At 64.8% G+C, this 13420-nt stretch carries 14 protein-coding genes and 1 pseudogene; 6 read left to right on the forward strand and 9 right to left on the reverse strand.

Going from position 1 to position 13420, the window contains the following annotated elements; all coding sequences use genetic code 11:
* Positions 1-24 precede the first annotated feature (24 nt).
* From ABIF91_RS14625 to ABIF91_RS14655, 7 genes are all read right to left on the reverse strand, one after another.
* A complete protein-coding gene (locus ABIF91_RS14625; RefSeq protein ID WP_028181010.1) occupies positions 25-528 on the reverse strand; it encodes a response regulator in 504 nt (167 codons plus the stop codon).
* 140 nt (positions 529-668) lie between these two features.
* On the reverse strand, positions 669-986 hold the full coding sequence (locus ABIF91_RS14630) for a hypothetical protein (RefSeq protein WP_028181011.1): 318 nt from the start codon (positions 984-986) through the stop codon (positions 669-671).
* A 1-nt stretch (position 987) separates the two neighbouring features.
* Positions 988-1869: a CheR family methyltransferase gene (locus tag ABIF91_RS14635; RefSeq protein ID WP_028181012.1), complete on the reverse strand. Its 882-nt coding sequence runs from the start codon at positions 1867-1869 to the stop codon at positions 988-990.
* 60 nt (positions 1870-1929) lie between these two features.
* Positions 1930-2316 carry a response regulator gene (locus tag ABIF91_RS14640; protein WP_028181013.1) on the reverse strand — a complete coding sequence of 129 codons (387 nt, stop codon included), beginning with the start codon at positions 2314-2316 and terminating at the stop codon, positions 1930-1932.
* A 32-nt stretch (positions 2317-2348) separates the two neighbouring features.
* Entirely contained in the window at positions 2349-2819 is a 471-nt protein-coding gene (locus ABIF91_RS14645) for a chemotaxis protein CheW (RefSeq protein ID WP_124161037.1), read from the reverse strand.
* Positions 2820-2902: 83 nt separating this feature from the next.
* Positions 2903-5728 carry a chemotaxis protein CheW gene (locus ABIF91_RS14650; RefSeq protein WP_424579218.1) on the reverse strand — a complete coding sequence of 942 codons (2826 nt, stop codon included), beginning with the start codon at positions 5726-5728 and terminating at the stop codon, positions 2903-2905.
* Positions 5729-6153: 425 nt separating this feature from the next.
* The gene (locus ABIF91_RS14655; RefSeq protein WP_162131062.1) at positions 6154-6294 is read right to left on the reverse strand and encodes a hypothetical protein; all 141 of its coding nucleotides are present in this window, start codon (positions 6292-6294) and stop codon (positions 6154-6156) included.
* 337 nt (positions 6295-6631) lie between these two features.
* Between ABIF91_RS14655 and ABIF91_RS14660 the strand changes: the two genes are divergently transcribed.
* The 3 genes from ABIF91_RS14660 (at position 6632) to ABIF91_RS14670 (ending at position 8308) form a co-directional block, all read left to right on the forward strand.
* Entirely contained in the window at positions 6632-7330 is a 699-nt protein-coding gene (locus ABIF91_RS14660; protein WP_028180973.1) for a Crp/Fnr family transcriptional regulator, read from the forward strand.
* A 134-nt stretch (positions 7331-7464) separates the two neighbouring features.
* Positions 7465-7863 (forward strand): Hpt domain-containing protein, encoded by a 399-nt coding sequence (locus ABIF91_RS14665; protein ID WP_155252013.1) that lies wholly within the window; start codon positions 7465-7467, stop codon positions 7861-7863.
* 196 nt (positions 7864-8059) lie between these two features.
* Entirely contained in the window at positions 8060-8308 is a 249-nt protein-coding gene (locus tag ABIF91_RS14670; protein WP_028180971.1) for a hypothetical protein, read from the forward strand.
* Positions 8309-8380: 72 nt separating this feature from the next.
* Here ABIF91_RS14670 and ABIF91_RS14675 read toward each other — a convergent pair whose 3' ends face one another.
* Positions 8381-8998, reverse strand: a complete 618-nt coding sequence (locus tag ABIF91_RS14675; RefSeq protein ID WP_028180970.1) for a response regulator transcription factor — start codon at positions 8996-8998, stop codon at positions 8381-8383.
* Between the two features lie 333 nt (positions 8999-9331).
* On the opposite strand from ABIF91_RS14675, the pseudogene ABIF91_RS14680 reads away from it, so the two are divergent.
* From ABIF91_RS14680 to ABIF91_RS14690, 3 genes and pseudogenes are all read left to right on the forward strand, one after another.
* Positions 9332-10496: pseudogene (locus ABIF91_RS14680) on the forward strand (hypothetical protein).
* Between the two features lie 300 nt (positions 10497-10796).
* On the forward strand, positions 10797-11225 hold the full coding sequence (locus ABIF91_RS14685; protein WP_155252012.1) for a hypothetical protein: 429 nt from the start codon (positions 10797-10799) through the stop codon (positions 11223-11225).
* A gap of 95 nt (positions 11226-11320) precedes the next feature.
* Positions 11321-12535 carry an EAL domain-containing response regulator gene (locus ABIF91_RS14690; protein ID WP_028180968.1) on the forward strand — a complete coding sequence of 405 codons (1215 nt, stop codon included), beginning with the start codon at positions 11321-11323 and terminating at the stop codon, positions 12533-12535.
* Between the two features lie 10 nt (positions 12536-12545).
* On the opposite strand, the gene ABIF91_RS14695 is transcribed toward ABIF91_RS14690, so the two are convergent.
* Positions 12546-13406, reverse strand: a complete 861-nt coding sequence (locus ABIF91_RS14695; RefSeq protein ID WP_028180967.1) for a DMT family transporter — start codon at positions 13404-13406, stop codon at positions 12546-12548.
* Positions 13407-13420: the final 14 nt, after the last annotated feature.

The following is a 13420-nucleotide window of genomic DNA, read 5'->3' on the forward strand; positions in this document are numbered from 1 at the left end:
CTGCGCACTTTTCCGGATCATGCTTTAGGCGCGGTGCCGTTCCACGATCGCGTCGTTGGCGACACCACCCCAGGTGTGGATCGCAGGCAGGCCCATCGCGATCTTGCCGAGATTGGCGAGGCTGATGCGCAGGGCCGCGAGATCCAACGGCTTCGGCAGGCTCTGCAGCTCGATCCCGACGGAGCGGGCGAAGCTGCGGGCGGCGCTGCGGCGTTTGCCGTCCATGCCGCTGATGACGATCACGGAGCCCGCAAATTTCGCGCTCGCCATCTCGCGCAGCACGTCGATGCCGTCGCCATCCTCCAGCACGAGGTCGAGCGTCACGCAATCAAAGCGCGCGGCGCGGAGCTTCTCGATCGCGTCCGTCACCGATGGCGCCACGGTGACTTCGTGGCCGGCCTGCTTGGCGGCGACCGCGATCAGGTGGCGCTGCGTGGCGTCGTCGTCGACCACCAGGAGCTGAAGCGCACGCCGCTCGGCGACATCCGGCAGGTTTGACGAGACGGGGGAAAGAGAACTTCTGGGCATTTCCGTATCCTGAGATTGAGACCCTCAATGGATACACGGCTCGCGCTTAGGCGATGTAAAGCCGCTGCGGCCAATTGATCGGAATGTGTTCAGCAAATGTGAAGCAAGGCGCCGGAAGGAATGGCGGCGCTGCGGCCAGATCACGCCGCGGCGTCGTGGCCGCCGGCCGCACCGCGCTTCTTCCTGTTCTTGCCGCGCAGGAACTGGATGTCCATTTCGGCGCCGTTGACGCGGACCAGCTCGCAGCGGCGGTAGGCGAGGCCCGTTGACGACAGCAGCAGGAAGAACTCTTTCAGATTCAATCCCTGGATCGAGCCCTCCACCGTGAGGATGGCGTCGGTGTCGGAGATTGCGTTGAGCTTGCAGTCCCGCCGCCAGGTGCCGTCGATGGCCATGATGCAGACATCATAGCCGCGGCTGAACGTCACGCGCTCCGCGCCCTTGCCATCGTCGGCCATGTTATTGCCCCGCCATCGCCGCCGCCATGCGCGGCGCCGCTGCGGCGAGAACCGGCTTGGCTGCTGCCGTACGCGGATCGTTCGGCTTGTAGAGGCCGCGCCGCTCCGGAATCGGTCTGAACGTATCGGTCAGTCCGACCACGGTCTCGGCGGCGCCCAGCACCAGGAAGCCGTCCGGCTCGATCTGGCGCGCCAGCCGGTTGAAGATGTTGATCTTGGTGTCCTGGTCGAAATAGATCAGCACGTTGCGACAGAAGATGACGTCGAAGGTGCCGAGCTGGGCAAAGTCGTGCAGCAGGTTGAGCTGGCGATGCTGGATCATCGCCCGCAATTCGGGATTAATCTGCCAGGTCTCGCCGGTCTGCTTGAAATATTTGACCAGCATCTGGATCGGCAGGCCGCGCTGCACCTCGAACTGGCTGTAGACGCCGGCCCTCGCCTTCTCCAACACCTCCTGCGACAGGTCGGTCGCGATAATCTCGATGCGCCAGCCGGTGAGGGCCGCGCCCATCTCCTTCAGGCACATCGCCAGCGAATAGGGCTCCTGCCCGGTCGAGCCGGCGGCGCACCAGATCCGCACGCTGCGGCGGTTGGCCCGCGCCTTGATGATCTCGGGCATGATGTGGTCGCGGAAATGATCGAACGGGACCTTGTCGCGGAAGAAGAAGGTCTCGTTGGTGGTCATCGCCTCGACCACATCGGTGATCAGCGTACGCGAGCCGGCTTGCAGCTTCTGCACCAGTTCGGCGATGCCGGAGAGCCCGGTCTTGCGGGCGAGCGGCAGCAGGCGGCTCTCAATCAGATATTGCTTGTCTGCGGACAGGTCGAGACCGGAATTGTCCTTTAGGAACTTGCGCAGATACTCATACTCGGTCGGGGTCACGGATGGCCTCTCGGAAGCTGTACTGGAACACTCTGGCCCAAGCACTCGGGCCAGACACACTCAGACCATGGCTTGTCCGACCGGGATCAAACCAACTTCAGCGAACTTGTCGGCGATAATGTCTTTGTCGAAAGGCTTCATGATGTACTCGTTGGCGCCGCCGCTGAGCGCCTGCGCGATATGAGCCACGTTGTTCTCGGTGGTGCAGAACACCACCTTGGGCTGGTCGCCGCCGGGCAGGCGGCGCATGTGGCCCATGAACTCGAAGCCGTCCATCACGGGCATGTTCCAGTCGAGCAGCACCGCGTCGGGCAGCTGCCGCTGGCAGATCTCGAGCGCCTTCGCGCCGTCCTCCGCCTCGGTGACTTCGAATTCCAGACCTTCCAGAATCCGGCGCGCGATCTTGCGCACCACGCTGGAATCATCGACCACCAAACACGTCTTCATTTTGGTTCTCCGGCTTCGATGGTTTCGTTGGTTCAGGCCGCCATCATTTCGGGTGCGAGCTCGAGGACGCGATCGACGTCGAGGACGACCATGAGCTGGCCGTCGAGGCGGTGAACGCCGCCGGCGAGCTTGGCCATGCGGGGGTCGAGGTTGACGGGGTTCTCCTCCTTGCCGTCCTCGGGCAGGCGCAGCACCTCGCCGATCTGGTCGATCAGCAGGCCATAGGATTCGCCGCGCAGGTCGACGCCGACCGCCATCGGCACCTTGCCGTCCTCGGCCCTGGGCAGGCCGAGACGGGCGCGCATGTCGACCACGGTGACGATGCGGCCGCGCAGGTTCAACACGCCCGCGATCTCGCGCGAGGACAGGGGAACACGGGTGACGCGCTCGGGCATGAACACGTCCTGGACGCGGGAGATCGGCAGGCCGAACAGCTGGCCGCCGATCATCGCGGTGACGTATTCGACCATGGCGCCTTCGCTTACTTGCGTCTTGCTGGTCATCTCGATATCTCCTCGTCCCGACCGTTCTTTTGTTTGAGCATGATCTCGTCGGAAAACCGCTTCACACTTTTCCGGATCATGCTCTAGGCCGCGGCCCGGCTCAGCTCGGAAGCGCCGGCGGCGCCCGCGGTCTGCTCCTTCAGCGCCGCGATCAGGCCGGGACGGTCGAACTTGGCGACATAGTCGTGGAAGCCGGCCTGGCGGCCGCGCTCGATCGCCGCCGGCGACACCAGCGCCGACAGGCCGATGATCGGCGTCGTGGCGAGGTTGTTGTCGGAACGGATCACTTCGGCGAACTCGAACCCGTTCATGTCGGGCATCTCGATGTCGGTCAGCACCACGTCGAAGCTCTGGGCGCGGAGCGCAGCGAGGCCCTCCTGCGCGGTCGGCGCGGTGCGGACGCGGTAGCCGGCAGCCTTGAGCACCGGAGCCAGCATGTTGCGGAAGAAGGCGCTGTCGTCGACCAGCAGCACCGACTGCGAGTGCATCGACGGCTTCATCTCCTTGCGGGTGAACCAGTCGGAGAACGCCATCGGCAGGAAGTGGCCGACGTCGATCACCTCGGTGGCCTGGCCCTTGATCACGGCCGAGCCCAGGATGCCCGAACTTGAACCGCCGACCTCGATGTTGAGCCGTTCCTCGACGATGTCGATGATCTCGTCGACGACGAGGCCCATGGAGCGGCCGTCGTCGGCGAACACCAGGATCGGCTGGACGCCCTGGCTGGCGATGGTGACGCCTTCCATGGCCACCAGCGGCATCAGCTGCTCGCGGTACTGCACCATGTAGCGGCCGTTGCTGAACTCGATCTTGTCGGCGGGGAGCTCTTCCAGGCGGGTGACGAGCCCGAGCGGGACCGCCTTGGGCTGGGACGAGCCGGCGCGGAACACCAGCAGCGAGGTGGTCTGCTCGCCCGATCCGATGTGATGGCCGGCCGCGTCGTCGCCCATGTCATGGGCCGAGGAGCCGGCGGCGCCGAGCGCCTTCGCAATGCCGTTGGGATCGATGATCATGATCACCGCGCCATCGCCCAGAATGGTGTTGCCGGAGAACATGTCGATGTGGCGCAGCTTGGTCGACATCGGCTTGACCACGATCTCTTCGGTGTGGAACACGCCGTCGACCACGATGCCGAAGGTCTGGCTGCCGACCTGGGTCACCACGATGAAGCCGTTCTCGGGATCGGAGGCCGCGCCGTCGTCGATCTTGAGCAGCTTCTTCAGGTGGATCAGCGGCAGCAGCTTGTTGCGGAGCCGAAGGACCGCGGTGTCCTTGATGCGCTCGATGCGGTGCTCGGAGTTGGCGCGGGCGCGCACCAGCTCGACCACCGAGAGCTGCGGGATGGCGAAGCGGTCGCCGGCGGCTTCCACGATCAGCGCCGAGACGATGGCCAGCGTCAGCGGGATCTTGATGGTGACCGAGGAGCCTTCGCCGGCCACGCTCTTGATGTCGATGGTGCCGCCGATCTGGTCGATATTGGTGCGCACCACGTCCATGCCGACACCGCGGCCGGAGACCGAGGTGATGGCGGCCGCGGTCGAGAAGCCCGGCGCGAAGATGAACTTGTGGATCTGGGCTTCGCTCATCTTCTCGAGCTCAGCCTCGGTGACGAGACCGGAGGAGATCGCCTTGGCCTTGATCTTCTCGGTGTTGAGACCGCGGCCGTTGTCGGCGATGCAGATGATGATGTGGCCGCCCTCGTGATAGGCGGAGAGGCGAATGGTGCCCTGCTCGCCCTTGCCGGCAGCCAGCCGCTCGGCGGGGGTCTCGAGGCCATGATCGGCGGAGTTGCGCACCATGTGGGTGAGCGGGTCCTTGATCAGATCGAGCACCTGGCGGTCGAGCTCGGTGTCAGCGCCGTGCATCTCCAATTCGATCTGCTTGCCGAGTTCGCTCGACAGATCGCGGACGATGCGGGGCAGCTTCTGCCAGGCATTGCCGATCGGCTGCATGCGCGTCTTCATGACGCCTTCCTGCAGCTCGGCGGTGACGTTGGAGAGGCGCTGCAGCGGCACCTTGAACTCGGTGTCCTCGTTGCGCCTTGAGATCTCCAGCAGCTGGTTGCGGGTCAAGACCAGCTCGGAGACCATGGTCATCAGGTGCTCCAGCGTATCCACGTTGACGCGGATCGACTGGTTGGCGATGCGGTCGCCCTCGGAGGCGCCCTCGTCGGCCGTCGACTTCTTCGGCGCAGCCTTCTCCCTGGCGGGTTTTGCTTCCGCGACAGGCGCTTCGGGCGCGGGCTCAGGCTTTGCTTCAGACTTGGCTTCGGCCTTGGCTTCAGCCTTGGCTTCAGCCTTGGCAACGGGCGCGGGCACCGGCGCTTCGATCGCGGTCTCGCGGAAGGCGCGCTCGAGCTCGTCGAGCGAGATCTCGCCGGGACGCAATGGGCGCTCCAGCGTCTGCTCGATCAGCGAGCCCGTGGTCAGCTCCTTGGCGGGTGCAGGCTTTGCTTCGGCGACCGGTGCCTCCGGCGCCAGCGGCGGCGACTCGGCGACAGGAGCGCTAGCAGTGCCGGCCGCCATCGCCGCCATGCCCTGCTCGACCATCGCTTCCAGCTTGTCGATGAGGTCGCGGTCGTTGCCTTCAGGCTCGGCCTCGGTCGCCTCCAGGCCGGCCAGGATCTCCTTGATGCGGTCGATCGAGGACAGGATCACCGTCACCGCCTGCCCGGTCACCGGCATGCCGTCACGGAATTTGCCCATCAAGGTCTCGCCGGCATGCGCCAGCGCTTCCAGCCGCGGCAGCCCGAGGAAGCCGCAGGTGCCCTTGATGGTGTGGACCAGGCGGAAGTTGTTATCCAGGATCTTGGCGTTGTTCGGCTCCTGCTCGAACTTCACCAGCTGATTGTCCACGGTGTCCAGGCTCTCGCTGGTCTCCGTCAGAAACTCCCGCATCAGATCATCCATGAGCTACGCCTTACTGACCTGGATTTAAACTGGACGCCCGAGCCACCCTTGGCACGGAGGGACGCCCTATCCTCGATCGTTAGACATCCCCTTTCACAGTCCCGTTAATTTCATCCTCCGTCCTACTACGGATATTGAAGAGAAGTTTGCGGTTCGACCGCATGCCCCAGCGCTTTTCGGCAAATCCGTCTCCACGCCGCAAAGGAGGCGGCGTGCGAGGTAAACGGGCCGATAACAGCGAGGCGAGGCGCGCGGGAAAGTCCTGCTCGCGAAGAGCATTGGAGACGGCCTGTGGGGGTTGGACCGAGCCGCTCGCAACCGGCGATGCTCTCGTGACCAGCGCCTTGCGGTATTGCTGCGACGTGCGCGGCCCGCGCATGAGGTAAACGAACTCTTACCCTGCGGCCATAGCGACTCGTACCGCGCTAACCTAGCCGCGCAGCCGAGGCAATGCCGCCGCCACGATGCTCTGGCAGGCAATGCGGCATGACGATGTCGATGAACATCAGATCGCGCTGGTCGTATTCGAACGTGCAGCCCGGCTTCGCCAGCCTTGCCATCATCATCCGAAAATTGTTGGACCATGTCACAACCTTCAGGCTAATATCTGCCAGACTTACAACTCAGCGACGAACGGGCACTTGCCGACGGCATCCGATGGACGCGTCGTGCTGTTCCCCGGAACTGCCTCCATGCTTGAAATCGGAGCTTTCCTTCCAGTCGCTGCCGCAAGCGCGCCGTTGCAAGCACGAAGCGCCGCAGGAAGCGATTGCCGCGGCCGGACAACCTGTCTCAATTGCCAATATATCCCGGCCTGTACATGATTGAACCTACCGCGCAGGGCCGTGATTTCGCATGTCGCGATTCGACGGTGCAGGAACAGGGGAGGCAGCTTTGGCAACGATGGCGCGTCCACCGAACGGTTTCCTGTCCGCACTGTCGGCGGACGATTATGAATTGATCCGTCCGCACCTGCGAACGGTTGATCTGCCCCATGACGCAGTGCTGGCCGAGACCGGCGAGACGCTGAAGCGCGCCTATTTTCCGCACCGCGGCGTGATCTCGCTGGTGGTGGAGCTGGCCGGGGACGAGCATGTGCAAGTCGCCATGATCGGCCGCGACAGCCTGCTCGGGACGCTCTCGATCATGGGCGAGGCGTCTGCATTGAACACCGCCCTTGTGCTGGTTCCCGGCGTCGCCTCGGTGGTGGATCTGGACCCGCTGCGGATCGCTGCCGACCAGAGCAGCACACTGCGCACGTTGCTCATGCGCCACGGGCTTGCGGTCTACGTCCAGGTGCAGCAGACCGCCGGCTGCAACGCCGCCCATCAGGTGGAGTCGCGGCTGTCGCGGTGCCTGTTGCACACTCATGATCTGTCGGGCGACTCCCGGCTGCTGCTGACCCAGGAGACCATGGCACGGATGATCGGGGCGCGGCGCAACAGCGTGTCGCTGGTCGCCCACGCCTTGCAACAGGCCAATTTCATCCACTACAGCCGCGGACACATCCAGATCATCGACATCGAAGGCCTGCGCCGGACGGCGTGCGCATGCTACGCCACCGTAAAGGCCCAGTACGACCGGCTGCTCGGCATACGCTGAACGCCGCGGGCGATTGGTAAACCGCCGGCTAATACCGGTCTGCAAACACCGGCCATCCTGCTACCGGAACTGAAATTCCGATGCCCTAGACAGGGATGTACCTCGCGCCGCCACGCGCCGCGCGACAACGCACGATGATCGAGGCAGGCAAGGCCATGTTTGACGCACCCGTCGCGCCTGCGCAGAACGCGCTCGATGCCGACCCCGCGCGCGAGCCGCGCGCGTACGAAGCGCTGGTGCGCGAGATCGGCGAGGATGCCGCCTGTGAAGTGCGCGATGTATTCTGGAGCGAGACCCGCGCGCGCCTGCAACTGTTCCGCACGATCTCGCTTGCGCAGCACCACGCCCGGATCGCGCGCGAGGCGCATTCGCTCAAGAGCGCAGCCGGGACGTTCGGCTATGTCAGGCTCGCAGCGCTGGCGTTGCGGCTGGAGAAGACCGCTGAGGGCCTCGGCGATGCCGAATTCCATGCTCTCCTGGACCGGATGGATGCCGCCTACGCCGCCGCGCGCGCGCAAGAGCCGCAGGTCTAGAACCATCTTCCTTCCGATCGAAGTCGGACGGAAATCGGGCAGCGTTGCGCGTTGACGCTTTTTCCTTGCGCGAACCGGTATCCACTCCGCCCCGGCGAAGACCGCGCGAAGCCCGCCGTACTTCTACGGTTTGGGATGTTCATAGATGGCTAATCATAGGAGGCGATAGTCCCGGGGAAAACCAGGAGGGTTTCCAATGTTCAAGTACGAGACGGCAGACCAGAAAGAGGTTCGTCGCTTCCGCATCGCACAGTTCAACGGCCGGATGGCGACAGTAAAGACTGGCGAGTCCACCGTGACCGGCTTCGTGCGATCGGTGCTTGAGCAGGAATCGAGCGTGCCTCCCCGCTGGACCATCACGATCATTCCGAACGCGCCGAAGGAAGAGATCAAGCCGCTGCGTCGCGCTTCCCCCGCGCGTCCGTTCGCCGAAGACTATTTCTGAGCAGGACGGGTTTCCGAACGTCTCGAGAGATGTCGCCGGCGCATCGCCTGCCGGCGACGCAGCACGCCCGCCTCAGTCGATCGAATGCAGCAGCGCCGCACGGACGAGATCCGCGGTGTTGCGCGCACCGAGCTTGCGCATCGCCTCGGCGCGATGGCTCTCGAAGGTGCGCGGACTGATCTGCATGCGAAGCGCGCCCTGCTTGTTCGAATAGCCTTCGCTGATCAGCCTCAGCACCTCGCGCTCGCGCTTGGTCAGCCGCTTCTGGCCCGACGGACCGACGAGCTCGGCGCTCGGCACGCGCTGCGGCTGCAGCGCGCGAGCGGCCTTCGATCGCGCCTCCTCGGTGCCGGACGGGATCGGCAAGCCGCCTTTGCCGGCGAGCTGCTTGACCAGACCGCAAACGCGCTCGGTCTGTACCAGCGCGTTCTCCACCACCCGCTGCAAATAGGCACGATCGCCCGTAGCAGGCACGAGCTGATCGCTGTGGTGCTTGATCTCGCCCATGTAGAGCAGGAGCGCAGTCAGGGGGCCGTTGAGCTCGCGGGCGATGGCCGCTGCCATTTCGTCGGCCGCCTTGGCACGGGCGGCGCTCAGACGGACGAAATCGGGCTCTTCAGGCGGCGCCGCGCCGCCTTCGTCCCATTCCGACGGCCGCGAATCAGTGGCCGTATTATTCGGTGACCCCATGGCACTCGTTTAGCGGAACCGGAGCCGGTCTGTGCTTAACTTTCTGCTCCGTAAGACTACGGTGATTTGGGCCCTTTTGCGCTGAAAAGGCGACTTCGGCACAATTTGTGCTTGCGTGCGGCCGCCCCCGATCGTGCAGCGGTTGAGTTCCGGCCACATCTCAAAGCGGTCAGACGGAAAGCCCCCCTTGATGGCCGCCTCCGACCGATGCCCGTCCCCCGGCTTTTACGGATTAATTAACGGCGACTTGCTTCTCTAGGGAGGTTGAGCGCGCAAATGCCTCCACGCATTGGGCCCGCAAGCCAGCGGGACACGCTGCGAAAGATGCGTGCCATGAACGAGATCGATCGACTGTCGGAATTCCTGCAGAGGCTGACGCCGCTGTCGCGCAGCTGTCTGCTCAGCGAGCTCGAGCGGCTCGAGCTGTGCGGCATCGACATGCCCGGGTCGGCCGACCTTCAGTCGCGCCTGCGCGCCGAGTTCCGCAAGGACGGATCGACCCAGGCGCGCGCCACCAGCCCATCGCGCTATTTCTTCGCGCCGCTCGAATTGCTGCTGATCGACGGCGCGCCCGACCATGCCAATATGGGGCGGATCTCGCGCAAGACGCTCACGCCGATCTGGGAGTGGATCTGCCGCGACCTGCTGCCGACCATGGCGCGCGACTACATCAAGGCGATCAACGACCAGGTCGCCGCCAACAACCCGAAGGAAGTGCAGAAGATCGCGTCGACCTTCCAGACCAAGGTCGTCAAGGTCCTCGAGAGCACCCTCACCTCGTCCGAGAGCGCCGAAACTGCGCGCGCCAAGCTTGCACAATACACCGCCTCGCGCACCGCCTTCGACGACGTCTTGAAGATGCTGCATGTGTTGCGCTCCGGCGATGCGCTGCCGAAGTTCAACGAGAAGCTGCCTGAGAAGATCGCAAAGTTCGACGACGGCCAGGTCGCCCAGATCACGCTGCAGCTCGACGCCTTCAAGAAGGCCCATCCCCAGGCGCTGCCCTTCGCGCTGGCGCTGGTCGCGCGCCGCCTGAAGACGCCCTGGCAATTGGTGCGGCTTGCCACCAAGGCCGCTGCCAGCAAGGCCGCCGCAGACGTTGCCGCCACGCCCTATGCCTGCGTCGTTCACATGGTCCTCGACCGGCTCGACGACAAGCGCCTCGCGCTTCGTGTCGCGCTTCGGAACAACCGGGTGCTGATTGCCCGCGACCTGCTCGCCGAAATCTACGACGCCGAATATGCGCTCAAGGTCCGCATCGACGGCATCGAGCATTGCGACTGGGGCGTCCGCCTCCAGCAATTGATGGACGCGATCGCGAAGCTGGTCTCCGCCGAGGTGAGCCGTTTCCCCGCCAATGTGGGCCACATTCTCGGATCGCGGCGGCTGCGCAGCCCACGACACGCTCGGCGGCAAGCTGACTTATCTGGCCTGGAAGGGACGCGACGCGATGCAGGACGGTGCGGCGGCGTTCCGCAAGTTGATCGGACAAAACTAGAGCGCGCTGCGATTAGGATGAATCGTCACTGCGCTTTAGGTTGCTGTTTGGGCATGATCTTTCGGAAAACCGCTACGCACTTTTCCGGATCATGCTTTAGGCGCGCGGCGCCCGCGGCAGGCTCAGGAAACGGTCGAAAAACCGCCCCGACAGCACGAATCTGAACCACCAATATATCATTCGCCGCATCGTCATTGCTGTAGTCCTCGACAGCCCACCACCGGCTGCGCGGACCAATAGCGCAGGTGCAGCAATGTGCGTGTGATGTGCTTCACATTCTCGGCCGCCGGGCCGGCTCCGTTGTCGCAGAACCACCGCGCGCGAAAGCGCAATATGCGCGCATGGCGGGAAGACGAGCTGTTCCGGCGCAGCCGTCGCTCCGATGCGCGCGCGGACGCTCGCATCGACGACAATGGCGCTGACGTCATCGCCGCAAGGCAATTGCACACCGACCACAACGACAAGCACCACCAGCCGTGTCCCTCGAACGAGCACGCGGGCTGGCGTGACATGAGAAAGTCGCCGGCAATCGATCCTCCGCCGGACTCTTCGCTGCGCCGGAGCGATAGCGCAACCGCATTGCGCGATGTGATCGAGCGGCAGATTGCACGCCCATTGCGCGCGGAAGATTTTTCACGTGCTTCGACCGTCGTTGCGCGTGCGATGCCCGGATATGCGGATTCTTTTCGAAGCTTCTGTCGAAAAATTAGCTCGAATTGCAGAGCTTAACGTTACCCAAATTATTCAAGAACGATGTGAAGCTCTCCTTATTTGAACCCACGCTCGCCGTTTAAAAAACCGTCACGGAACGGGAGTGGTGTACGATGAACGATGGGATGATTGAACTCGTCGGCCGGAGGCCTGTGACCTTCGGACGACGAAAGGTGACGCCGCGCGCCTGCGTGGCCGACAGCAAGCGTCACCTGCGCGCCTTTCTCAGCGAGGTGCTCGAGGATCTCGGCTTCGTCACCTGCGAATGCGCCAGTGCCGACGAGTTGCAAACCGTGCTCGCCACCGAGTTGCCGGACCTGATCCTGCTCGGCGTCGCCGCCGATGGCATCGAGCCGGGACGATTCCTCGAAATCCTGGTGCGCGAGGCATTTGCCGGCAGGGTCCTCGCCGTCGGTGCCCGCGAATCGATCATCGTCAAAGCCGTGCGGCAGGTCGGTGAGGAATATGGCCTTGCGATGCTGCCGCCGCTGACCACGCCCTTTGCCGCGGAGACGCTGCGCGAGCGTGTTGCGATGCTGCTGCCGGAGGAGCCGGCGCCGAGCCCGGCGGTGCATGTCGGCGAGGCCTTGCACGCCGGCTGGCTCGAACTCTGGTACCAGCCCAAGATCGACGCGCGCACGCTCGTGCGCAGCGGCGCCGAGGCGCTGGTGCGGATGCGGCATCCGACCTGGGGCGTGGTGCCGCCGGCCTATTTCATCCCGGAGCCGCACGATCCGCATTTCCGCGGTCTGTCGGAGTTCGTGATCGATCGCGCCGTGCAGGACTGGCACTATCTTCTCGAACAACAAAGCCCGGTCGATCTGTCGATCAATCTCCCCGCCTCCTATCTGAGGGAACCGCAGGCGGTGCGGGATCTCTGCCGCCGCGTGCCGACGCATCCGGCCTTTGGCGGACTGACGGTCGAGATCGATAGCGAGGAGGCGATCCGCGAGGTCGACCTCTTGACCGAGGTCGCACGCGAGGTGGGCCTGCACAATATCGGCCTGTCGATCGGCAATCTCGGCACCAACTGGCCGTCGCTGATGGAGCTCGACAGAATTCCCTTCGTCAAGCTGAAGGCCGATCGGCAATTCGTCACCGGCAGCGGCGGTGACCGGCTGAAGCGCACGGTGTGCCGTCACATCGTCGAGCTGGCGCAGAGCTTTGGCGCGCGCACCGTGGCTCAAGGGGTCGAGAGCCGCGCCGACCTCGTCGCGGCGAACGAGCTCGGCTTCGATCTCGTGCAGGGCTTTCTGTTCGGCAAACCGATGCCGCTGAAGAAGTTTGCAAGGAGCGCGCTGACGCGGACGGTGATGGGGGAGGCGTGAGGCACAGGCCTCACGCAAACCGCCGCGCGAAGAAGACGCAGACGACCACGAGCGCGGTCGCGGCGATCATGCTCCAGGCGACGGGCTCATGCAGCAGGAAGCCTGCGAGCGCGAGACCGAAGAACGGCTGCAGCTGCTGCAGCTGGCCGACGCGGGCGATGCCGCCGACGGCGAGCCCGCGGTACCAGAAGATGAAGCCGACGAACATGCTGAAGACGGAGACGTAGGCGAGCCCGATCCAGGCCGGCACGCTGATGCCGCTCAAGGCGGGCGGCCATGTCAGGATTGCGAGCGCCGCCATCAACGGCAGGGAGAGCAGCAGCGCCCAGGAGATCACCTGCCAGCCGCCGAGGCGGCGCGACAGCGCGGCGCCTTCGGCATAGCCGAGGCCGCACAGCACGATCGCGGCCACCATCAAGAGATCGCCGGTGAGCGACGCCGAACCGTCGGCAGCGAGGGCGAAGCCGGCCACCGTGGCGCTGCCGAGCACGGCGAACAGCCAGAACAGCGGTTGCGGCCGCTCACCGCCGCGCAGCACGCCGAAGATCGCCGTCGATAGCGGCAAGAGGCCGATGAACACGATCGAGTGCGCGGAGGTGATATGCTGGAGCGCCAGCGCCGTCAGCAGGGGGAAGCCGACCACGACGCCGATGGCGACGATCGTGAGCGAGGCGAGATCCGTCCGTGCCGGCCGCGCCTGACGGAGCAGGCCGAGCAGCGCAGCCCCCAGCAGCGCGGCGATCACAGCGCGCGCCGACGTCAGGAACAGCGCCGAGAAGCCGCCGACCGCCACCCGTGTCGCCGGCAGCGAGCCGCTGAAGATGATGACGCCCAGGAGACCGTTGCCCCAGCCGCTGCCCGCAGATTGCATGTCACCTCATTCCC

This window comes from Bradyrhizobium sp. USDA 241 (assembly GCF_049739505.1).
GTDB classification, from domain to species: domain Bacteria; phylum Pseudomonadota; class Alphaproteobacteria; order Rhizobiales; family Xanthobacteraceae; genus Bradyrhizobium; species Bradyrhizobium liaoningense.

What these genes read in the sequence shown, in the direction of transcription:
- ABIF91_RS14665 (WP_155252013.1), top strand. Translation starts at nt 7,465, where the DNA reads ATGATCGAGGCAGGCAAGGCCATGTTTGACGCACCCGTCGCGCCTGCG.
- ABIF91_RS14645 (WP_124161037.1), bottom strand. Translation starts at nt 2,819, where the DNA reads ATGACCAGCAAGACGCAAGTAAGCGAAGGCGCCATGGTCGAATACGTC.
- ABIF91_RS14630 (WP_028181011.1), bottom strand. Translation starts at nt 986, where the DNA reads ATGGCCGACGATGGCAAGGGCGCGGAGCGCGTGACGTTCAGCCGCGGC.
- ABIF91_RS14660 (WP_028180973.1), top strand. Translation starts at nt 6,632, where the DNA reads ATGGCGCGTCCACCGAACGGTTTCCTGTCCGCACTGTCGGCGGACGAT.
- ABIF91_RS14625 (WP_028181010.1), bottom strand. Translation starts at nt 528, where the DNA reads ATGCCCAGAAGTTCTCTTTCCCCCGTCTCGTCAAACCTGCCGGATGTC.
- ABIF91_RS14690 (WP_028180968.1), top strand. Translation starts at nt 11,321, where the DNA reads ATGAACGATGGGATGATTGAACTCGTCGGCCGGAGGCCTGTGACCTTC.
- ABIF91_RS14695 (WP_028180967.1), bottom strand. Translation starts at nt 13,406, where the DNA reads ATGCAATCTGCGGGCAGCGGCTGGGGCAACGGTCTCCTGGGCGTCATC.
- ABIF91_RS14655 (WP_162131062.1), bottom strand. Translation starts at nt 6,294, where the DNA reads ATGATGATGGCAAGGCTGGCGAAGCCGGGCTGCACGTTCGAATACGAC.
- ABIF91_RS14675 (WP_028180970.1), bottom strand. Translation starts at nt 8,998, where the DNA reads ATGGGGTCACCGAATAATACGGCCACTGATTCGCGGCCGTCGGAATGG.
- ABIF91_RS14640 (WP_028181013.1), bottom strand. Translation starts at nt 2,316, where the DNA reads ATGAAGACGTGTTTGGTGGTCGATGATTCCAGCGTGGTGCGCAAGATC.
- ABIF91_RS14650 (WP_424579218.1), bottom strand. Translation starts at nt 5,728, where the DNA reads ATGGATGATCTGATGCGGGAGTTTCTGACGGAGACCAGCGAGAGCCTG.
- ABIF91_RS14670 (WP_028180971.1), top strand. Translation starts at nt 8,060, where the DNA reads ATGTTCAAGTACGAGACGGCAGACCAGAAAGAGGTTCGTCGCTTCCGC.